Here is an 18,771-nt window from a genome sequence, read left to right on the forward strand (position 1 = left end):
CCGCCTATACAGGCGTATCACCACGAGGAGCGCTCCATGTCCACACGATTGCCGCCGCGCGAAAACGCGCGTCGCCCCGCCCTTTCCCCCCGATCCGTCGCGCATCTGCAATTGACGGCGGCTATGCTCACCGTCGGCAGCACGGTGATTGCCAGCAAGACCATCGGCGCGGGGCTCGATCCCTTGCCCGCCACCGCGCTGCGCTTCGCCATGGCGTTGCCGGTCTTTCTGCTGCTCATGCGGCTGACCGGCACCGCATTTCCACGCCCCGGCCTGCGCGACGCGCTGCTGCTCATTACGCAGGCCGCCATCGGCAGCGTGGGCTATACGGTCCTGCTGATCGCCGGCACGCAGCGCACGTCCGCAAGCGATGCCGGCATCATCCTCGGCACCCTGCCTGCCGTGTGCGCGCTGACCGCCGCATTGCTGCTCGGCGAACGACTGCGCGCGAGCACGCTTGTTTCGGTCACCGCCGCAAGCCTCGGCGTGGCGCTTGTCACGCTCGCGCCAGCCGGGCCTCACGACGGCGCCCGATCGCTCGCGGGCGATGCGATGATCCTCGGCGCGGTCGTTTGCGAAAGCCTGTTCGTCCTCCTCAACAAACGGTTATCGCGGCCGTGGCCACCGCTCGCGCAAGCGGCGGCGATGACGGGCCTGGGCTTCATCGTCTCGGGCGCTTGCGCGTTGCCCGGCTGGATCGGCGCGGTGCACGCGGTCCCGCTTTCCGAGTCGATCCCCGCTTTGCGCTCCGCGTTGATCGGCGTGGCGTACTACGCGCTGGTGCCGACCGTGGGCGGATTCTGGCTCTGGTACGCGGGCGCCGCGCGCGTGCCGGGCGGCGAGGCCGCCGTATTCACGGCGGTGGCGCCCGTGACCGGCGTGGCGCTCGCGACCCTGCTGCTCGGCGAACCGCTCACGCTCACGCGGGTCATGGGGCTCGCGCTGGTTGTCGCCGCCGTCTTCGCGGTATCGGGGCGTTCGCTCCTTGGCCGCTTGAACGGGTCGTGCGGCGCAAGCGACCGCAACGCGCCCTGATTCCGGATCTTGACTTGGGAGAATGATCGTTCTACATTACGTGCTTGGAGAACGATCATTCTCCTGATGCTTGTTGCAAGCATCCACCGAAAGACCGCAATCGAGAGAAGCCATGAGCACGCCAGCCATTCCGAACCCCGCAGCGCCCCCGGCCGATGCGCGCGAGCGTCTGCTCGAAGCGGCCGAAGCGCTGATCTACGCGGGCGGCATTCACGCAACCGGCGTGGACGCGATCGTTCGCGCGGCGGGCGCGGCGCGCAAGAGCTTCTACACCTGGTTCGAATCGAAGGACGCGCTTGTTGCGGCCGCGCTCTCGCGGCGCGACGAGCGCTGGATGCGCTGGTTCATCGCCGGCACGCTCGCGCGAGGGCGCACGCCGCAGGCGCGTCTCATTGGCATGTTCGACGTGCTGCGCGAATGGTTCGCCTCCGCGGGCTTTCACGGCTGCGCGTTTCTGAATGCCGCCGGTGAAACAGCGTCGCCCGATGACCCCGTGCGCGTGGTCGCGCGGGATCACAAGGCGCGCCTGCTCGACTTCGTGCGCGAGCAGACCCATGCCTGGGCGCGCGAGGCGGGCGTGGACAGCCGCGTGGCGTCGCGCGTCGCGCGCCAGTGGCTGATCCTGATCGATGGCGCGATCGGCGTGGCGCTCGTGAGCGGCGAGGCCGACGCGGCGCTCGATGCGCGCGCCGCCGCTCGCCTGCTGCTCGAAGCAAGCGCGCCTGATTCCCGCAATCCAACCGATTCGCGCGCGCCATCGCGGCGCGCCGCCCAACGCAAGGAGAAAGACCATGAGTGATGCGAACGAAGTGCGCCCCCCGCTGCCGCCGTTTACGCGCGAGAGCGCCATCCAGAAAGTGCGCGCCGCCGAAGACGGCTGGAACACGCGCGACCCGCAGCGCGTCGCGCTCGCCTACACGCCGCAAAGCGTGTGGCGCAATCGCGCCGAATTCGTGACGGGCCGCGAGGAGATCGCCGCGTTTCTCGCGCGCAAGTGGGCGCGAGAACTCGACTACCGCCTGATCAAGGAACTGTGGGCGTACACCGACAATCGCATTGCGGTGCGCTTCGCGTACGAGTGGCGCGACGATTCGGGCGCCTGGTTTCGCTCATACGGCAACGAGAACTGGGAGTTCGATGCGAACGGCCTGATGGCGCACCGGCACGCGTCCATCAACGACCTGCCGATCCGCGAGGCGGACCGCCTTTATCACTGGCCGCTCGGGCGTCGCCCCGACGACCATCCGGGCCTGAGCGACCTCGGCCTCTGACACAGCGCTTTCATCGGCAATTTCACAGGCGTTTTCATCGGGACGACTCATGACGCTGGCAAGATGCCGGCGGCGAGCGGTGACGCATGAGTCGCCCGATCCGAGCATGGACTCCATTGCGCGCGCATCGGGTTGCGGTACAGTTCGTCATTCACCCCGAACCAGCAACCAGAAGACCGACAGCCCATAGCGGATCGGCGCAAGCAAGGACGGAGAGCCCATGCGGTTTTGGCAGAAGCCAGGTGGCGCGGCAACAATAACGAAAGCGAAGAAAACGAAACGAGGCGCGGCCGCCACCCTGCTGCTCATGCCCTTGCTCTCACTGATGCTGCTCGGTGCGCAGCCTGCGCGCGCCGCGAACTGGTGCAGCTCGGGTCTTTGGGTCGACGCGATGGTGGGCTCGTACCACATTCATCCCGACAAGGACTTCGAACAGTTCAATCCGGGTCTCGGCATCGAATGCTGGCCAGGCGACACCTGGGCGCTCACGGCCGGCGGTTTTCGCAACTCGTTGCGGCGGCCCTCGTACTATGGCGGCGCGGTGTGGGCCCCCGAGTTCCTGCACTGGGGCTTCGTGCGTCTCGCGGCGATGGGCGGCATCATCTCCGGCTATAACTACGGCAACTGGGGTCTCGGTCACGACCATACGATCGGGCCCGTGGTCGCGCCGATCGTGATGGTCGCGTACAAACGCGTGGGCGTGAACTTCATCGTCATTCCGCCGATCCCCTCCGACGACCTGCCGTTTACCATCGGGTTCCAGTTGCGGTTCAAGTTCTGAGGGAGCATGGGCTCCCGCAAACTCTCACCTTTCGCCTCAACCTGACCGCTTTGCCATGCTGGCGTCAGGAGCACGCCACCGCCTGACCCTAAGATACGGGGCTTCGTATTTCAGGGCGCGACCCGCGCCAGAGGAAGAGAATGAAAAAGTTCACACGCATGCTGATCGCCGCGGGCGCGTTGGCCATGGTCACCTCCGCCACGTCCGTCATGGCCGCCGACACGCCGGAATCCACCTGGTTGCCGGCCACGGCCGCCGCCAGCCTCCGCGAAGCGAGTGCGATCGTCGAAGGGGCGAGCGGGTCGAATGTGAAGTCGACGCTTTATGTCTTCATGGACCCAAACTGTATTTACTGTCACCTGGTGTGGAAAGCGCTGCAACCGTATGAAGCGGCGGGCCTGCAAGTGCATTGGATTCCTATGGGCTTTCTGAAGGTCGATTCGGCGGGCAAGGCAGCGGCGCTGCTGGAAGCGAAAGACGGCGCCGCGCTGCTCAAGGAGCTTGAGACGCATTACTCGGAGAAGGACGAATCGGGCGGCATCGCGCCGCTTGCGCACATTCCGCCTGCCGATCAGAGAAAGCTCAACAACAACATCAAGCTGTTCCAGGACCTCGGCTTTGACGGCACGCCGACGCTCATTTATCAAGGCTCGGGCGGCCGCTGGGCCAACGTGAGCGGCCTGCCGAAACTGAACGACCTGCCCGGCATGCTGAATCTGCCGGAGCAACCCGTGAGCGATCCTGAACTGCAACGCTATCGCTGAACGCGCGCGGCGGTGAGTCGATCGCCGCGCGCGGGCTTCACCCATACCGGGACAGGTGAGGACTTCCAGGAGTCGGGTTCGATGCGCGCGTCCCGAAAACCCTCACCTTTGCTCTCGCCCAGGTTTCGGAACGTGTAATCGGGATGCTTCGGATCGATTACGCATGCCGGACATATTGATTCGGATTGCTGATGAAATAATCGATCGGCAAGCGCCAAAGCGAGGATGCTCGAAGCCTGGTTTGGGTCATGAACCGCAGGGGTGAGCGTTGACGGGAACCACGTTGAAGCGCGCACACGCATGACGCGACACCCTCAACGAGGGAAATCACGTGGACACAATCAACAGGTGAGCATCTGCGGGATGCTCACACTCACTGCTGTGTGATCGATGCGATTTTTCGCCGCACCGTCACGCGCTTCCCGTGCGTGAGCGATTCGAACGCCGGCGACTTTACGTAGAGCAAAGGTGAGTGTTTTCGGGAGCGTCGAGACATTGCAGGCCAATGCTGCGACGCGGCAGTCCGAACGCGGATACGCGATGATTCGCGGTATAGTCATTTCCAACAGGAGGTTTCGTCGCGTGCCGTGCGTCTTGCCGGCAAACCCGCCACCAAGCAAGCCTGCGTGTCGCCGCCGCACCCGCGCGGTCTGCAACGGAGTTTCCCCATGAGCATCCTCGACAGGCTTTGGCCGCGCGCCCGCGCGAAGCAGCCGCCGGAAACGCCGCAAATCCGCGCGTTGATCGAGCGCCTGCTCGTGCTCAGCCCCACGCTCGCACTCGTGCCCGAGTGGCGCGAGCGGCTCGTGCCCGCGCTCACGTGTTCGGTCGCATATGTGCGCGACGTGGTGGAGCGCATGCCGCCCGCGCGCGAGGCGAGCGCCGCCACCTGGATGAACGACCCCTACATCCACGCGTTTTTCGCTGCGCCCGACGAAGTCGGCCACGTGCTGAGCCGCTCGCCCGAACTGCATGCCTGGTTCGAGAGTCATCCGCTTGCGCGCGAGGTTTATGCGGTGCTCGGCATGGCGTTGAACGAGCGGTGCGCCTTCGGCGCCGAGCAGCACGGCGACGAGGTGCACACCGACGTCATGCAGACCACGTTGAGCTTTGACGACCATCAGGTGCGCGTGTGCGGCGAGACCGAAGCCGACCTGCGCGAGCAGATCGTGCGGCGCGTGGTCGAGCAGATCGCGCTGGAAGGCCTCGCGCAGATCGGCGCCGACGAGTCGCGCCGCGACGTGCTCGAACAGGAGCGCGCGCTGCTCAGAACGCGCCTGCAACTGCTCACGCGTCACGGCGCGGGCACGCAACGCATGTTCGGCGAGCACGATGTGCAAAACGCCGGCGAAGTGGCCAGGGTCGAAGCGCAGATTGCGCAGAACGAGCGCGAGATCGCCGCGCTCGGGCTCAAGAGCGAAGCGCTCGAACATCAACTCACGGTGATCTGCAACGTGCTTGCGAACCCCGCGCAACACACCAACGTCGAAATGCGCGAGATCTGCCTGAGCCCGATGAATGTCCTGCTGGCAAACGGCAGCGAGGGCAACAACGGCTCGATCGTGTTCCCGCTCGCGCGCCTGCCGGCAAGCCCGCAAGGTCTGCGCGCCTTCTCGCTGGTGCGCTTCGCGCGCGCCGACCTCCAGCCCTTGCCGCGCGTGCTCGTCGAAGACAGCCGCTTCATGATCTGAACGCGGCGGCGCGGTCATAGGTGAGGAGATTCGGGAGCCGCGTGCGTAGCGTCGCATCGGTTCGTTGACGAACCGCGCCGCAATCACCGTTGCCAGTTGTCGGCCGTCAACGGTTCGTGATCCCGATGGACAGGATCGCCTGGTTTCGGCGCGCAACATTTTCCTGGGAGTCCCAGGTTAAGGGATCCGAATATTGCCGGGTACCAGGTGTTGGCAGTCGAAACCTTGCGTGCCTGGGCGCGAAACGGCGAAAGGTGAGTGTTTTCGGGACCGGTGAGCGAGGGTGCGAAAAGGCGCTTCGAAACGCTAACCGTCTGGTCAGGAAGCCGAAAAAAGCCCCTTGAAAAGGGGCTTTTTTCATCGGACGAGACGCTCGCGCACGCATGCCGACGCGAAAGGTGAGCGTTTTCAGGAGCCATGCAAAACGGGCCAGGCGAGCACGCCGTTCGCGTCGATCGTGAATCGCAGGTCGCCGCTATGCGTGGCGGGCGCATCTTCCGCGGCGATATCGAACGTTTCTCCGGCGATCTCCACGGCAACGTAGTGGTCGCCGTGACGCAGCGAGGTGCCCGCAATGCGCCCTTGCCACGCACCTTCCGGGGTTGCGACGAGCGAGCGCGGCGAGACCCGCCACATGACGCGCGACCCCGGTGCCAGCGAAGCATCGGCGCAGGGCAGACGCAGGCCGTTGGGCGTTTCGATCTCGCCGCCTGCAATCACGACCCCCTCGCCAACGTTGTGCAAGCCGAGCAACTCGGCCACGCGCAGCGTGGCGGGCCGCTGGAACACATCGGCCACGGCGCCCGCCTGAAGCACGCGCCCCTGTTCGAGCACGAGCACCTCGTCGGCGAGCAGGGCGGCTTCGTCGGGATCGTGCGTGACGATCACCGTCACCGCGCCGATCTCGCGTTGCAGCGCGCGCAGCGACTGTTGCAGGCGGCGGCGGCGCGGCGTGTCGAGCGCGGCGAACGGCTCGTCGAACAGCAGCAGTTGCGTATGACGCGTGAGCGCGCGCGCGAGCGCGACGCGCTGGCGCTGGCCGAACGAAAGCTGGCGCGGCAGGCGTTGCGTGAGCGTGTCGAGGCCCAGATGCGCAAGCCAGTAGCGCGCGGCGGCGGCGTCCGCATCCACGGGAAACGCGAGTTGCTGCGCCACCGTCATGTGCGGAAACAGGCCATAGTCCTGCGGCATGTAGCCGATCTGGCGTCGCTCGGGCGGCAGCGCGCCGAGGTCGATCGCGCCGAGCGTGACCGAGCCTGCGTCGTTGCGCTCGAGCCCGGCGATGATGCGCAGCGCGAGCGACTTGCCCGAGCCCGAAGGTCCGATGATCGCGAGCCGCCGCGTTTGCGGCCGCCACGCTACATCGAGCGCAAACGCGCCGAGATGGCGCCGCACCGCGAAGGACAGACGCAGGTCGGCGTTCTCCGCCACCGTGGCGGCCGGCGTGATGCTGGTGAGTTCGTCGCCGTTCTCGAAGTTCACCGCCAGCGTCGAGCGCGCGCTGCGGCTATACACGGAGAGCACCGCGCAGATGACCGCGATGCCGAGCGTGGGCAGCAGGAGCGGCATCATCGCAGGCAGCCCCTGGCCGCCGAACACGACATAGGTGTAGACGGGCAGCGAATACGGGTGATACGCGACCATCACGGTCGCGCCGAATTCACCGAACGCGCGCAGCCACGCGAGCGCGAGGCCCGCGCGAATGGCGGGCCAGGCAATGGGTAGCGTGACGCGAAAGAAGCGGGCGGCGGCGTGATGGCCGAGCGTGGCGGCGACGTCGTCGTAGACCGGATCGACCGCGCTGAACGCCGAGCGTGCCGCGACGATCAGGAACGGCGCGGCCACGAACGTCTCGGCGAGCACGATGCCCGTGAACGAGTCGGTGAGCGAGCCGCCAAAGAGCTGGCCGATGCCGCTATACGGCCCGATGAGAAAGAGCAGCAGCACGCCGCTCGTGAGTGGCGGCAAGGCGAGCGGCAACTGCACGACGAAGCCGAGCAGCGCGACGCCGCGTGTGTGCGTGCGCGCGAGCCAGTAGCCGAGCGGCACCCCACTCACGAGGATGACGAGCGAAGCCACGCTCGCACTCGCCACCGACACCCCGACCGCCGACCAGGTGGCGTGCCAGTCCACGCCTGACCAGTCCGCCTGGCCGATCTGCGGGATGCTCGCGAGGAACGGCGCGCACAGGTAGACCGCAAGCAGCGCGCCGAGCCACCAGAGCGGCTGCGAGCGCTTGACGGCGCCCTGGGCGGCGCCCCGCGCGGCGAGCTGTGCGGTTTGTGTCATTGCTGTGCGGCGTCGACCACGGCCTGCACCGACGGCGGGATCGCCTGGCTCTGACCGTTGACGGCGGGCTTCGTCACGTCCACGCCGTGCTCGGCGAGCAGCTTGCGGCCTTCGGCGGAGAGCAGGAAGTTCACGAAGCGCGCGGCGCCGGCGCTATTGGGTGCGTCGTTGAGGATCGTGAGCGTGTAGTTCGCCTTGATCTTCAGTTCGGGCGCGGGATGGATCGACGGAATCTTCAGGTCTGAGGTTTCGGTCGAATAGAAGAAGCCCGCGTCGAGCTGACCCGACTGCAAGCGGCCGACGAGCGTTTCCTCCGGCAGCACCTGCTCGGGATTTTCCGGCGCGCCGAGCGTTTTCTCGACGAGGTCAGGCTGGTTGTACGCCTGCGCGGCCTTCGTCATGAGCTCGACGGTGAAGGCGCCTTTCGGGTCGAGCTTCGGGTCCGTGCGGCCAAGGCGGATGCCCGGCTCCTGGAGCACCTGATCCCACTTCTTCGTTTTGAAGTCGTTGGCGAAACGGCTCTTCGGGTTGTAGCCGATCAGCAGCGGCGACTCGGCGAAATTCACGTACCACGAAACGTGATTGCCGTTGGCCTCGCCCATGAGGCCCGCGTTGACCTTCGGGCTCGCGCTGATGAACACGTCGCCGCGGCGCAGCTTGCCCTTCACTTCATTGGCGATCTTGTTGGAGCCCGCAGCGTAGCCCTTGAAATGCAGGCCCGTTTCCTTTTCGAACGCGGGGCCCACGCTCTTTTCCATGAGGTTCACGAGCGAGCCTGCATAGAGGACGTTGACATCGGTTTCGTCGGCGAATGCGTTGGCGCTTGCGCCCATCGTACCGATCACACCGGTCATCACGACAACTGAGGCCACCAGCTTGCGGATAAACATGTTCGACACCCCGTACCGTTATAAAGGCCCATATATTACGATGGACTGCTGCATTCATGTGTTCGCCGAGTTGTCGAATTTACGCTCGCGCGACTGGGCGCGTCACACTGACGAGGCTAAACTGGCAGTCCTGTCTATTTTCCTGTTTGTGGAGACTCTCATGCGTACCAGCGCCCGTAATCATTTCTCCGGCCAGATCAGCGCGGTCAAGGCTGGCGCCGTGAACGACGAAGTCACGCTGAGCGCCGACGGCGGCCTCGAGATCGTCGCGATCATCACGCATGGCAGCGCCGCTTCGCTGGGTCTCGCGGCGGGCAAGCCGGCATTCGCGCTCGTGAAGGCATCGTCGGTGATCCTGATGGTCGACGGCGACGCGAGCAAGGTGTCCACGCGCAATGTCGTCGCGGGCACGGTCTCGTCGGTCACGAAGGGCGCGGTGAATGCGGAAGTCGTGCTTGCGGCGCCGGGCGGCGCGCAGATCGCGGCGATCGTGACCAACGACAGCGTCGATCGCCTCGGCATTGCGGCGGGCAAGCCGGCCACCGCGTTGTTCAAGGCGTCGAGCGTGATCGTCGGCGTAGACGGCTGACGCAACGCGGTCATAGGGGCGTGCGATGAACAACGCCGGGCCGAATGCGCACGACGTCGAGCGCCTTGCCGCCGCGCGTTGCGACGCGCTCACGGGCGCGCCCGCTTCGCCGCGCACGCCCGATGCCTGGCTTTTCGCGCGTCTCGTTGCTGCGCGCGAGGTCCGCGGCGAACTGGCGTTGCTCGGGTTATCGCCGGCGCAGTTCGATGCGCTCGCTGCGCGCCATTTCGCGTGCGACGTGACGCAAGGCGCGCTGCCCGCGCACGTCATCGCGGATACGCGGCACGCCGCCTTCGCCAAGGCGATGTTCCACTTCCTCGACTCGCTGGCTGCGCCGCAAACCGACCCCGACGACGCGCGTTGCCTCGCGGCGATCATTGCGCACGCCTGCCTGCGCCCCGATCATTTGTGGCGCGATCTCGGCCTGCGCGGACGCGACGACGTCACGCGCATGCTCGAGCGTTTTTTTCCCGAAGTCGTGGCGCGCAATGTGGAAGGTCTGCGCTGGAAGAAGCTGCTCGCGCGCGAACTCGCGCTCGCAACAGGCGGCACGCCCGGCCCCGCGCCCGGCTGCCCCGGCTGCGAGGACTTCGGCTTCTGCTTTCCTGCCGGACACTAGCTTTTTTGCCTTGCACGGCAGGCCGAACCCAGGGCCGAAGCCTGGGTGCGAGGCGCGGCATGCATCGTGTATGCTTGCGCGCATGACCCCACCCCCGAACGATCCCCAGCGCGCTGACGCGCCGGCGCCCACGCAGGCGCAAGAGTCTGGTCAGTCCGCTCAGCCCGCAACGGGCCGGCCGGATGTGCGCTTTCGCATGCGCATCATCCAGGACGGCACGATCGCGCTCGGACCCGGCAAGGTGTCGTTGCTGGAAGCGGTTCGCGAGCACGGTTCGATCTCGGCGGCGGCGCGCAGCATGAACATGTCGTACCGGCGCGCGTGGCTGCTGATGGACGAGCTCAACCGCGCGCTGGAATCGCCGGCCATGGTGTCCGAGCACGGCGGGCAGAGCGGCGGCGGCAGCATGCTAACGCCGGTCGGCGAAGAGATCATTCGCCTTTATCGCAGCATCGAGACGCGCGCCGCAACGGTATGCGCGCCCGAGATCGAGGCGCTCGTCAAGCTCGTGAAGGCTTAGGGCGACGCAACGTGCGCCATTAACCGTGGCGCAGGCAGAAGCGCGACACGGGCACGGCGGCAAGCGTGGGCGGCGCCTTCGTGTGCAGCCGCATCATCAGTTCGACAAAGCTTGCAAGGCTCGCGGTACGCAACGGGTGCCAGGTCACCTGGTGCCGTTCGCACACGCGCTTGAGCGTGCTCATCGAATCATGGTCGATGCAGTCCACGGGGAACACCGCGAGATCCGCGCTGGCGAGCGCCGCCGCGAGCAAACCCTTGCGATCTTCCATGCCGCCGTCGTGCACGGTCAATTCGCCTCCCGCCGATTCCACCCAGCGTCGGAGCGCGTGATTCGATCCCGGCCGCCCGCCCACATAGACGATGCGGCGTCCCTTGAGCGCGTCCTGCGGGAGCGCGCGCGGGGCCTGCGCGTCGTCGTGGGCTTGCGTCGCGTGCTCCATGGCGTGGACTTCGGCGCGCAGGGCGTCGATCAGCGCGTGAGCTTCGTCGAGTTGCGCGCGCAGGGTGTGGAGCGTGGCGGCGTCGGCGTTCGCGCGTTGCTCGGCGGCTTCGCGGCGGCTCGTGTGCAGCGCGAGCCGGGCGTCGCGCGCCGCCAGCGCTTCCTGTAGCGCTTCCACCTGCGCGTGTTGCGGCGGCGCCTCGCGTTGCGCGGCGGCGTGCGCGCTCAAGCGCGCCGTTTGCGCTTCGAGCGCGTCGCGCTCGCGGCTCATCTCGTGCAGACGGGTCTGCTGGCGCTCGACCTTGGTCTGCAAGTCGGCGTTCTCGGCCTCCAGCGCCACGAGGCGGCGCAAGTCGGCGCGGTTGGCCGCGCCCACGAGGTGCGAAAGCATGTGCAACTCGCCAAATGCCGACTGGCGCACTTCCATGGTCGTGGCCGGATGCGTCATCAGCGCCCAGTAGGCGGGCGGAATGTCGCCGCTCGCGAGCGCCTCCTGCCAGAGCGAGAGTACGGCCTGCGCGTCGCGCGCGCCGGCGAAGCGGCGGAGCGCGCCCGCGTAGCGCGTGTCGAGTGCCTTTTGCAGCGCCTTGGCACCCGCGCCGCCCTCGATCGCGAGTTCGACGGCGGCATGGTGGATGTCGAGATCGCTCGCTTGCCGGGCATCGAGCGCCGTGTGCCTGGGGACCAGCTTGCGCAGTTCGTGCGTGCTCAGGCAGGTGCCGATGATCGAGCAATGCAGATGGGCGTCGAGTTCGGCAAGGCGCGTGCGTTGCCGCGCGCGGGTGAGCTCGGCTTGCGAGGGACCGCAGCAGTCGGCGCCCGGGAAGGCGCGCAGCGTGGTTTCTTGCGAGGCAGCGTTGCCCGGCGTGCGGGCGAGGCGGAACGGCGGTGCGTGCATGGGTGACCTCTGATCCGGTGCGGAACGCGGGGCTCTGCATGGGCGCGGGCGGCGCCTGTGCCTGAGCACTGACGGCCGCGCACCGACAGCGAAATATACCATGGAATATAACGAAGTCAGGGAGGCTGCCCCGGCAGCACTGGCGGCACAATTTGCGTGTTCCGCCGCCGTGCGAATCGGCGGCGGTGCGGCTCAGGCCGCGGGTTCGCGCACGAGCGCAGCCGCGATGGCGGTGGCTGCCTCGTTGCGTGATGTATGGCCCGCGTTGGCCGCGCTGGCTGCATTAGTCGCTGCAAGCGCGTTCGCGTGTTGCTCGAGCACATGCTCGACGCCCAGCCCGACAAACGACGCGTCGAGCCGATCCAGTTCGCCCACGGTGCGGCGCAGCGCTTCGGTGTCCAGACTGAGCACGTCGCTGAAAAGCGCGTCGCGCGTCTTGTCGAGCCGGCGCGCGTCGCGAATCGCGCGCTTGAGCTCGCGCTGGCGCGTGAAGCGCGCGAGGCCGCCGCGCCGCGAAAGCGCGGCGAGCAGCGGTTGCAGCGACGCACCGGCCTGCGCGGCTTGCACGGATTGCGCGCCGCCGCCCTGCGCCAGCATGCGGTCGAAGCGCTCGATGCTGTTGCGCAAACGCCGGAACGCGTCGATCACGTCGCGGATCAGCTCCGCGCGCTCGTGACCGGACGCGGGGCGCAGCGTCGTGATCGAGGCCGCGAAGCCGTCCGCCAGGACATTCGATGTTGCCGCGCTAACGAGGCGCCGACTGCTCGCCAATCCCACTCTCCCGTATCGTGTTCGTTCGTTATATTCTATAGGATATAACGAAGCATGGCGGGCGCGCGCAAGCCGCGTCGCCGGGCCTGCCTGTGGCGCAGCGCCGCATGCACTAAAATTGCCGCTTTGCGCCGCCGCGCGCATCCGTTTTCCCGCTCATTTCCGCTGTTCATGACCACACCTTCTCCGGCCCCGGACGGCGCGTCCGAAGACCCGCCCAGTCTCTCGCGCAATCGCGGCTTCCAGCGTTTCTACGGCGCGCGCGTACTGTCTTCGCTCGCGTTCCAGATGCTCGCCGTCGCCATGGGCTGGCACATCTACGCGCTCACGCACAGCGCATTCGCGCTCGGTCTCGTCGGCCTTGCGCAGTTCCTGCCGATGTTCCTGCTCACGCTCGTGGTGGGGCACGTGGCCGATCGGTACGACCGGCGGCGCATCGCGTCGGTGTGTCAGCTTGTCGAATGCGCCGCGGCGCTGACTTTTGCCGCCGGCACGCTGGGCGGCTGGCTGGGCGCGCCGCTCATTTACGCGCTCGCGGCCTGCATGGGCGCGGCGCGCGCGTTCGAGTCGCCCGCCATGTCGTCGCTGTTGCCAGGCGTCGTGCCGCGTCCGCAATTGCCGAACGCCACCGCCTGGTCGACTTCGGCGAACCAGACCGCGAACATCGTCGGCCCGGCGCTGGGCGGCCTGCTCTACGGGATCGGCGCGACGCCTGCCTATGCCGCCTGCACGCTCGCGTTCGCCTTGGCGGCCGCGCTCTCGGGCACGATCCCGATGCGCGCGAAGCCGCCCGCGCGCACGCCGGTCACGCTCGAATCGGTGTTTTCGGGCATCGCCTTCATCCGCTCGCAGCCCGTGATTCTCGGCGCGCTGTCGCTCGACCTCTTCGCCGTGCTGTTCGGCGGCGCGACGGCGTTGTTGCCCGTGTTCGCCCGCGACATCCTGCACGCGGGGCCGATCGCGCTCGGGCTCCTGCGCTCGGCCTCGGCCGCCGGCGCGCTGGCGGGCTCGATCTGGCTCGCGCACTTCCCGCTGCGGCGCCGGCCGGGCCTCGCGATGTTCGGCGGCGTGATCGTGTTCGGCTGCGCGACCATCGCCTTCGGGCTCTCGCACAACATCGTCGTGTCGCTCATCGCGCTGGCGGTGCTCGGCGCGTCGGACGTGGTGAGCGTGGTGGTGCGCACGTCGCTCGTGCAGTTGCGCACGCCCGACGAAACGCTCGGCCGCGTAAGCGCCGTGAACTCGCTCTTCATTGGCACGTCGAACCAGCTCGGCGAATTCGAGTCGGGCCTGACCGCCGGATGGTGGGGTGCGCAGCGCGCCGTGCTGGTGGGCGGCGTGGCGACCATTTGCGTCGCGCTACTGTGGATGCGGCTCTTTCCGGCGCTGCGCGACACGCGCTCGCTGGAGCGCGAAGAGACGCGCGCCACCGCCAGCGCGAGCTAGTCGCGCAGCGCCTGCGGCACCCGGTCCCGGCCATGCCGCGGGCCGGTGTTTGCCGTTATCCTTTTGCGAAGTGTTGTGCAAAGCGATCCGGCGCAATCATTCGCAGTAATCGCAACAATTGCAGCATCCCTCATTCACCCTTCACGTCATGCCACCCTCGACCAATGCCCCACGGAGCGCCGCATGCGCGTAGGCCGTCCAGTCAAGGCGCTGCCGCAGCCGCTGTGCGACTACTGCGGTGCGAAAGCGGTGCTCGCGCGCTTCACCGATGAGGCCTACCCCTATCGCGACGATCACGGCCCGCTCTGGGTCTGCACGCCTTGCGAGGCGTGGATCGGCGTGCCCGCGCGCAGCACGCGCCACGTGCCGCTCGGCCGCCTCGCCAACGCCGCCCTGCGCGACGCCAAGAGCCGCTTGCACGACGCGCTCGAACCGCTCGTCGCCGCGAAAATGCGCCGCGACAAGGTGAACGCGTTCGAAGCGCGCGGCAAAGCGATCCGGTGGCTCGCGGGCGAACTGGGCTACGACTTGCCCAATCCGTCCATTCATCTCCTGACGCTCGAACAGTGCGAAGCGGCCATCCGCCATATCGAGGCGTTCATGGCCGCGCGGCGCGGCGAGGGCGAAGCGCGCCAGGGCGATTGACGGGAGCCGCGCGGGCAATGCGCCCCGCATGGCTGTCACCGATCGTTACACTCGATTCGACGTTGCGCGCTTAACCTTCGGCGCGGCGTGCCGTTATTGCACGGAACAGAATCTAACGTGCCCGATTCCATGGCCAGGACGATCTCCTTTGCGCAGCACTCACAAGCCGGCCGCGCCCGTCGCAGCAAATCGATGTTGCTGCCGATACCGCACGCCGTCGCCAACGACCTCGCGCTGCAAGTGCATCTCGCGCTCGCCGCCCTGCGCCGTGGCGGCAGCGGCGACGACGCACGCGCCTTGCTTCATGCTCACGTGCTCGCGCAATCGATTGCGGAAGCCGGCTACGGCGCGTTCGAGCCCGAATCGGTACGCGCGGCGGATGCCGCGCTGATCGCCTGCTTCGAGCGCGGCAATACGGGCGGCGGCTGGCAACTCGACGACGCGGGCTTCGAGGCGCTCGCGCAACTCGTGACCGTGTACGACCGCCAGTTGCACAGCGCGCCGCTGTGGGCGCTCACCGAGGCGAGCGAACGCCTGGAGCGCATGGGCGCGGCGGACGTGAACGCGCGGGCGATACGCAAGAGCGCGTAATGCGTGCGTGGGGTGCAAAACCGGGGCCGAGGACCGCGCCGGGTATGCGGATTGCGCTCCAAAGGGTTTCGGCAAGACAGGCTTAAACGCGCGGAGCGGCGGGCAGAACGCAGTACGATTAAAGTGTACGACCCCTCTTTACGAGGCGAGCCGGATCGACGCGAATGGCGAAAAGCGGGCGGCGATACGCGGTTCCGGGTGGCCTTGATTGATGATGCGCCCCCGTATTTCCGCAGCGCTTGCACAAGTCTGCCTCGACGCCGCCGGTCGGCGTTGTGGCGGCATTGGCACGAGATTTGACGCCGGGCGCGAATCGTGTTGACTTCGGATAGGTGGCGCGCCTAAAATTCGCCCGTCTTAACAAAAGGGGCTGACGCCTTGGACAGTAGCAGTAGTCGATCTTCGAACAGTTTCGCTGCCTGACCGGCAGGACGTCCGCGCTCCCTTTCTTTCAGCCGCCGTCTTGCCAGCCAGGCAGATGGTGCGCGTCCAGCAGTAAATCCTCGTGCACTCTTGAAAGCGTCGACCGACGCCGCAGCGACTTGAGCAGCTCAAGCGCCGCGGTTGGCCGACATCGCGCCGTACGCCGTCGTTTATTCGACGTGCGCTTGCGGCACGGTTCGTTCGTTTCGCCGTAACGGCGCGACGGGCGGATCGACACATGCGCCGCCTTGGGGCCGCAACGCGTTCGAGCCGCAAGCTCGGCCGGGGCCGCCGGGTCAGCCGCCGTGACGATAAGGAGTTCCGATGTCTGACAGTGACAGTTATCCGTTATGCCGCTTCCTTTTGAATTGCACTGAGGAAAGCGGGCAGACGCGAATCGTCGCGCGCTGACTGCGCGTTACCGGGTCTGCTGGCTTTCCTTCCTAACGCGTCCCGCATGACGCCAGGAGATCCAGCATGAACTTCGGGCTTCTTTTGCCGCACCTGCCGCAATCGCAGCAACACCTCCATCCCGATGTGCTTGGCGCACGCGAGCGCGAGCCCACGCCCACTCCGCCCCCCTGCCGGGAATCGCAACTCGCCGCGCGCTGGCGAGACCTGCGAGCGCGCGTGTTTCGGGTCTGAATCAGCCATGAAGTGACGATCCCCGCGCGTACGACCAGCCGGTCCGGCCGGCCGTACGCGCCGCGCGAGGGTTTCGCGCAATAACCCAACGCCGGTGTTTCAACATGAACCAGTTCAATTACACATTGCGAACGATCCGCCGCGCAGCGCGCGCCTGCGCCGGCCCTGTCGCGTCCACGCCTGTTCTCGCCAACGGAGGCCGCTAATGGAGTTCGGCTTCAACCTGAACCGCACGGCCAACGCTTCGGCGTGGCGCGTGCTGCCCAATCGCTGGGATTTCGTGGCGTTCCCGCTCATGATCGGCCTGATCGCGATGGCGGCCGTGGGCTTTCACGAGACGATGGCGCCGATCGCCACGCTCAAGGCGCAGCCCATCTCGCTCGATCCGGCGAACCTGCCCGAGTACGCCATGCGCACCACGCTGCGCATGCTCGCGGCGATGGTGGCCTCGCTCATCTTTACGCTCGTGTACGGCACGCTCGCGGCGAAGAGCCGCCGCGCGGGCCAGGTGCTCGTGCCGATTCTCGACATTCTTCAGTCGGTGCCGGTGCTCGGCTACATCTCGTTCACGGTCACGTTCTTTCTCGCGCTGTTTCCGTCGCGCGTGCTCGGGGCTGAGCTTGCGGCGATCTTCGCGATCTTCACGAGCCAGGCCTGGAACATGACGTTCAGCTTCTACCAGTCGCTGCGCACGGTGCCGCGCGACCTCGATGAAGTCTCGCGCGGGTTCCACCTCACGGGCTGGCAGCGTTTCTGGAAGCTCGAAGTGCCGTTCTCGATGCCGGGCCTCATCTGGAACATGATGATGTCGATGTCGGGCGGCTGGTTCTTCGTGGTGGCTTCCGAAGCGATCACGGTGGGCAACAACACGATCACGCTGCCGGGCGTCGGCGCGTATCTGGCCCAGGCGATCTCGGAAAAGAACCTGCACGCCGTGGGCTGGGTGATTCTCGCGATGGTGGTGGTGATTCTCGCCTACGACCAGTTCCTGTTCCGCCCGCTGGTGGCGTGGGCCGACAAGTTCCGCATGGAGAACACGAGCTCGGGCGACGCGCCCGAGTCGTGGCTGCTCGACCTGATCCGCCGCACGCGTCTCATTCACCGCCTGCTCGTGCCGATGGGCTTCCTGCTCGCCACGCTCGCGCGCATTCCGTTGCGCGTGCAACTGCCGAAGTCGCTGCCCGTCGTCACCACGATCAGCAAGCGTTCGCGCGTGGGCGACATCGTGTGGGCCGTGTTCGTGATCGCGCTGACCGTGTTCGTGGTGTGGCGCGTGGTGGCCTACGTGCGCACGGGCGTGACGCTCGACGAAGTCGGGCACGTGTTCATGCTCGGCCTCATCACGCTCTTTCGCGTGATGCTGCTGATCGCCATCGCTTCCGTGATCTGGGTGCCGCTCGGCGTGTTGATCGGCCTGCGCCCCTCGCTTGCCGAGAAGGTTCAACCGCTCGCGCAGTTCCTGGCCGCCTTCCCGGCCAACCTGCTGTTCCCGGTGTTCGTGATCGTGATCGTGCGTTTTCACCTGAACCCGGATATCTGGCTCTCGCCGCTCATCGTGCTCGGCACGCAGTGGTACATCCTCTTCAACGTGATCGCGGGCGCGAGCGCGTATCCGAACGACTACAAGGAAGCGGCCACGAATTTCCGCATTCGCGGCTGGCAATGGTGGAAAAAGGCCATGCTGCCGGGCATTTTCCCGTACTACATCACCGGCGCCATTACGGCCTCGGGCGGTGCGTGGAACGCGAGCATCGTTTCCGAGTTCGTGCAGTGGGGCGACACCAAGGTCGTCGCGCACGGACTCGGCTCGTACATTGCAGAGACGACGGCCGCCGGCGACTTCCCCAAGATCATCCTGGGCATCGCGATGATGTCCCTGTTCGTTACGCTGTTCAACCGCGTGCTCTGGCGTCCGCTGTACACCTACGCCGAGTCCCGGCTGCGCCTCGATTGAGATGGAGTGACATCATGCTGAATCCGAAAATCGTCTCATCCGACTTGCTGCCTATGCGCCCCGTTCCCGGTCAGGAAGTGCTTGCCGTCAAGCACGTTTCGCGCGGTTTCGCGAAGAAAGAGGACGAGCGCCTCGTGCTCGACGACGTGAACCTTTCGCTGCGCGAAGGCGAGATCGTCGGCTTGCTCGGCCGTTCCGGCTCGGGCAAGTCCACGCTGCTGCGCATCATCTCGGGCCTCATCGAGCCGACCGAAGGCGAGGTGAACTGGCTCGGCAAGCCGCTCGAAGGGCCGGCCGAAGGCGTCTCGATGGTGTTCCAGACCTTCGCGCTGTTTCCGTGGCTCACGGTGCTGCAAAACGTGGAAGCGGGCCTCGAAGCGCAGGGCGTGGGCGCGCGCCAGCGCCGTGAACGCGCGCTGGCGGCGATCGACCTGATCGGTCTGGACGGCTTCGAAAACGCCTACCCGCGCGAGCTTTCCGGCGGCATGCGCCAGCGCGTGGGTTTCGC

At 66.8% G+C, this 18,771-nt stretch carries 19 protein-coding genes; 15 read left to right on the forward strand and 4 right to left on the reverse strand.

The window, feature by feature from the left end:
• The first annotated feature begins 36 nt into the window (after positions 1–36).
• The 6 genes from C7402_RS26975 to C7402_RS27000 all read left to right on the forward strand — a co-directional run bounded on the left by C7402_RS26975 (position 37) and on the right by C7402_RS27000 (position 5,542).
• Positions 37–1,035, forward strand: a complete 999-nt coding sequence (locus C7402_RS26975) for a DMT family transporter (RefSeq protein ID WP_116612805.1) — start codon at positions 37–39, stop codon at positions 1,033–1,035.
• Positions 1,036–1,147: 112 nt separating this feature from the next.
• The gene (locus C7402_RS26980; RefSeq protein WP_116612806.1) at positions 1,148–1,834 is read left to right on the forward strand and encodes a TetR/AcrR family transcriptional regulator; all 687 of its coding nucleotides are present in this window, start codon (positions 1,148–1,150) and stop codon (positions 1,832–1,834) included.
• Positions 1,827–2,306, forward strand: coding sequence for a nuclear transport factor 2 family protein (locus tag C7402_RS26985; RefSeq protein ID WP_116612807.1), 480 nt, complete (start codon positions 1,827–1,829; stop codon positions 2,304–2,306). Before C7402_RS26980 ends, C7402_RS26985 begins: the two co-directional genes overlap by 8 nt.
• A 307-nt stretch (positions 2,307–2,613) precedes the next feature.
• The gene (locus C7402_RS26990; RefSeq protein ID WP_112171103.1) at positions 2,614–3,087 is read left to right on the forward strand and encodes a hypothetical protein; all 474 of its coding nucleotides are present in this window, start codon (positions 2,614–2,616) and stop codon (positions 3,085–3,087) included.
• Positions 3,088–3,227: 140 nt separating this feature from the next.
• Complete coding sequence (locus tag C7402_RS26995; protein WP_116612808.1) at positions 3,228–3,851, forward strand: thioredoxin fold domain-containing protein; 624 nt, start codon at positions 3,228–3,230, stop codon at positions 3,849–3,851.
• 668 nt (positions 3,852–4,519) lie between these two features.
• Positions 4,520–5,542, forward strand: coding sequence for a hypothetical protein (locus tag C7402_RS27000; protein WP_116612809.1), 1,023 nt, complete (start codon positions 4,520–4,522; stop codon positions 5,540–5,542).
• Between the two features lie 408 nt (positions 5,543–5,950).
• Here C7402_RS27000 and C7402_RS27005 read toward each other — a convergent pair whose 3' ends face one another.
• Together C7402_RS27005 and C7402_RS27010 are read right to left on the reverse strand one after the other, a co-directional pair.
• Positions 5,951–7,831: an ABC transporter ATP-binding protein/permease gene (locus C7402_RS27005; protein WP_112170763.1), complete on the reverse strand. Its 1,881-nt coding sequence runs from the start codon at positions 7,829–7,831 to the stop codon at positions 5,951–5,953.
• Complete coding sequence (locus tag C7402_RS27010; RefSeq protein WP_116612810.1) at positions 7,828–8,721, reverse strand: extracellular solute-binding protein; 894 nt, start codon at positions 8,719–8,721, stop codon at positions 7,828–7,830. The genes C7402_RS27005 and C7402_RS27010 overlap by 4 nt, the downstream gene beginning before the upstream one ends.
• A gap of 160 nt (positions 8,722–8,881) precedes the next feature.
• On the opposite strand from C7402_RS27010, the gene C7402_RS27015 reads away from it, so the two are divergent.
• The 3 genes from C7402_RS27015 (at position 8,882) to C7402_RS27025 (ending at position 10,449) form a co-directional block, all read left to right on the forward strand.
• Positions 8,882–9,310: a TOBE domain-containing protein gene (locus tag C7402_RS27015; RefSeq protein ID WP_112170761.1), complete on the forward strand. Its 429-nt coding sequence runs from the start codon at positions 8,882–8,884 to the stop codon at positions 9,308–9,310.
• A 25-nt stretch (positions 9,311–9,335) separates the two neighbouring features.
• Entirely contained in the window at positions 9,336–9,929 is a 594-nt protein-coding gene (locus tag C7402_RS27020) for a nitrogen fixation protein NifQ (RefSeq protein ID WP_116612811.1), read from the forward strand.
• An 82-nt stretch (positions 9,930–10,011) separates the two neighbouring features.
• Positions 10,012–10,449 (forward strand): winged helix-turn-helix domain-containing protein, encoded by a 438-nt coding sequence (locus tag C7402_RS27025; RefSeq protein ID WP_372460471.1) that lies wholly within the window; start codon positions 10,012–10,014, stop codon positions 10,447–10,449.
• A 19-nt stretch (positions 10,450–10,468) separates the two neighbouring features.
• On the opposite strand, the gene C7402_RS27030 is transcribed toward C7402_RS27025, so the two are convergent.
• Together C7402_RS27030 and C7402_RS27035 are read right to left on the reverse strand one after the other, a co-directional pair.
• A complete protein-coding gene (locus C7402_RS27030; protein ID WP_112170759.1) occupies positions 10,469–11,788 on the reverse strand; it encodes a DUF2325 domain-containing protein in 1,320 nt (439 codons plus the stop codon).
• Positions 11,789–11,980: 192 nt separating this feature from the next.
• Positions 11,981–12,559, reverse strand: a complete 579-nt coding sequence (locus C7402_RS27035) for a hypothetical protein (RefSeq protein WP_116612812.1) — start codon at positions 12,557–12,559, stop codon at positions 11,981–11,983.
• 171 nt (positions 12,560–12,730) lie between these two features.
• Here C7402_RS27035 and C7402_RS27040 point away from each other — a divergent pair, with 171 nt between their 5' ends.
• From C7402_RS27040 to C7402_RS27060, 6 genes are all read left to right on the forward strand, one after another.
• The gene (locus C7402_RS27040; RefSeq protein ID WP_116612830.1) at positions 12,731–14,005 is read left to right on the forward strand and encodes an MFS transporter; all 1,275 of its coding nucleotides are present in this window, start codon (positions 12,731–12,733) and stop codon (positions 14,003–14,005) included.
• Between the two features lie 183 nt (positions 14,006–14,188).
• On the forward strand, positions 14,189–14,650 hold the full coding sequence (locus C7402_RS27045; RefSeq protein ID WP_112170757.1) for a zinc-finger-containing protein: 462 nt from the start codon (positions 14,189–14,191) through the stop codon (positions 14,648–14,650).
• Between the two features lie 192 nt (positions 14,651–14,842).
• Entirely contained in the window at positions 14,843–15,241 is a 399-nt protein-coding gene (locus C7402_RS27050) for a hypothetical protein (RefSeq protein WP_224043245.1), read from the forward strand.
• Positions 15,242–16,141: 900 nt separating this feature from the next.
• Complete coding sequence (locus C7402_RS47085) at positions 16,142–16,309, forward strand: hypothetical protein (RefSeq protein ID WP_165842004.1); 168 nt, start codon at positions 16,142–16,144, stop codon at positions 16,307–16,309.
• A gap of 205 nt (positions 16,310–16,514) precedes the next feature.
• Positions 16,515–18,263 carry an ABC transporter permease gene (locus C7402_RS27055; protein ID WP_116612813.1) on the forward strand — a complete coding sequence of 583 codons (1,749 nt, stop codon included), beginning with the start codon at positions 16,515–16,517 and terminating at the stop codon, positions 18,261–18,263.
• Between the two features lie 14 nt (positions 18,264–18,277).
• Positions 18,278–18,771 (forward strand): ABC transporter ATP-binding protein (locus C7402_RS27060; protein WP_116612814.1); only part of this gene is annotated, 494 nt, incomplete at its 3' end.

Origin of the sequence: Paraburkholderia unamae, assembly GCF_003096875.1 — a bacterium.
GTDB classification, from domain to species: Bacteria; Pseudomonadota; Gammaproteobacteria; order Burkholderiales; family Burkholderiaceae; genus Paraburkholderia; species Paraburkholderia unamae.

Excerpts from the sequence above, each read along its gene's own strand:
- C7402_RS26975 (WP_116612805.1), top strand. The coding sequence starts at position 37 with ATGTCCACACGATTGCCGCCGCGCGAAAACGCGCGTCGCCCCGCCCTT.
- C7402_RS26980 (WP_116612806.1), top strand. The coding sequence starts at position 1,148 with ATGAGCACGCCAGCCATTCCGAACCCCGCAGCGCCCCCGGCCGATGCG.
- C7402_RS26985 (WP_116612807.1), top strand. The coding sequence starts at position 1,827 with ATGAGTGATGCGAACGAAGTGCGCCCCCCGCTGCCGCCGTTTACGCGC.
- C7402_RS26990 (WP_112171103.1), top strand. The coding sequence starts at position 2,614 with ATGCCCTTGCTCTCACTGATGCTGCTCGGTGCGCAGCCTGCGCGCGCC.
- C7402_RS26995 (WP_116612808.1), top strand. The coding sequence starts at position 3,228 with ATGAAAAAGTTCACACGCATGCTGATCGCCGCGGGCGCGTTGGCCATG.
- C7402_RS27000 (WP_116612809.1), top strand. The coding sequence starts at position 4,520 with ATGAGCATCCTCGACAGGCTTTGGCCGCGCGCCCGCGCGAAGCAGCCG.
- C7402_RS27005 (WP_112170763.1), bottom strand. The coding sequence starts at position 7,831 with ATGACACAAACCGCACAGCTCGCCGCGCGGGGCGCCGCCCAGGGCGCC.
- C7402_RS27010 (WP_116612810.1), bottom strand. The coding sequence starts at position 8,721 with ATGTTTATCCGCAAGCTGGTGGCCTCAGTTGTCGTGATGACCGGTGTG.
- C7402_RS27015 (WP_112170761.1), top strand. The coding sequence starts at position 8,882 with ATGCGTACCAGCGCCCGTAATCATTTCTCCGGCCAGATCAGCGCGGTC.
- C7402_RS27020 (WP_116612811.1), top strand. The coding sequence starts at position 9,336 with ATGAACAACGCCGGGCCGAATGCGCACGACGTCGAGCGCCTTGCCGCC.
- C7402_RS27025 (WP_372460471.1), top strand. The coding sequence starts at position 10,012 with ATGACCCCACCCCCGAACGATCCCCAGCGCGCTGACGCGCCGGCGCCC.
- C7402_RS27030 (WP_112170759.1), bottom strand. The coding sequence starts at position 11,788 with ATGCACGCACCGCCGTTCCGCCTCGCCCGCACGCCGGGCAACGCTGCC.
- C7402_RS27040 (WP_116612830.1), top strand. The coding sequence starts at position 12,731 with ATGACCACACCTTCTCCGGCCCCGGACGGCGCGTCCGAAGACCCGCCC.
- C7402_RS27045 (WP_112170757.1), top strand. The coding sequence starts at position 14,189 with ATGCGCGTAGGCCGTCCAGTCAAGGCGCTGCCGCAGCCGCTGTGCGAC.
- C7402_RS27050 (WP_224043245.1), top strand. The coding sequence starts at position 14,843 with ATGTTGCTGCCGATACCGCACGCCGTCGCCAACGACCTCGCGCTGCAA.
- C7402_RS47085 (WP_165842004.1), top strand. The coding sequence starts at position 16,142 with ATGAACTTCGGGCTTCTTTTGCCGCACCTGCCGCAATCGCAGCAACAC.
- C7402_RS27055 (WP_116612813.1), top strand. The coding sequence starts at position 16,515 with ATGGAGTTCGGCTTCAACCTGAACCGCACGGCCAACGCTTCGGCGTGG.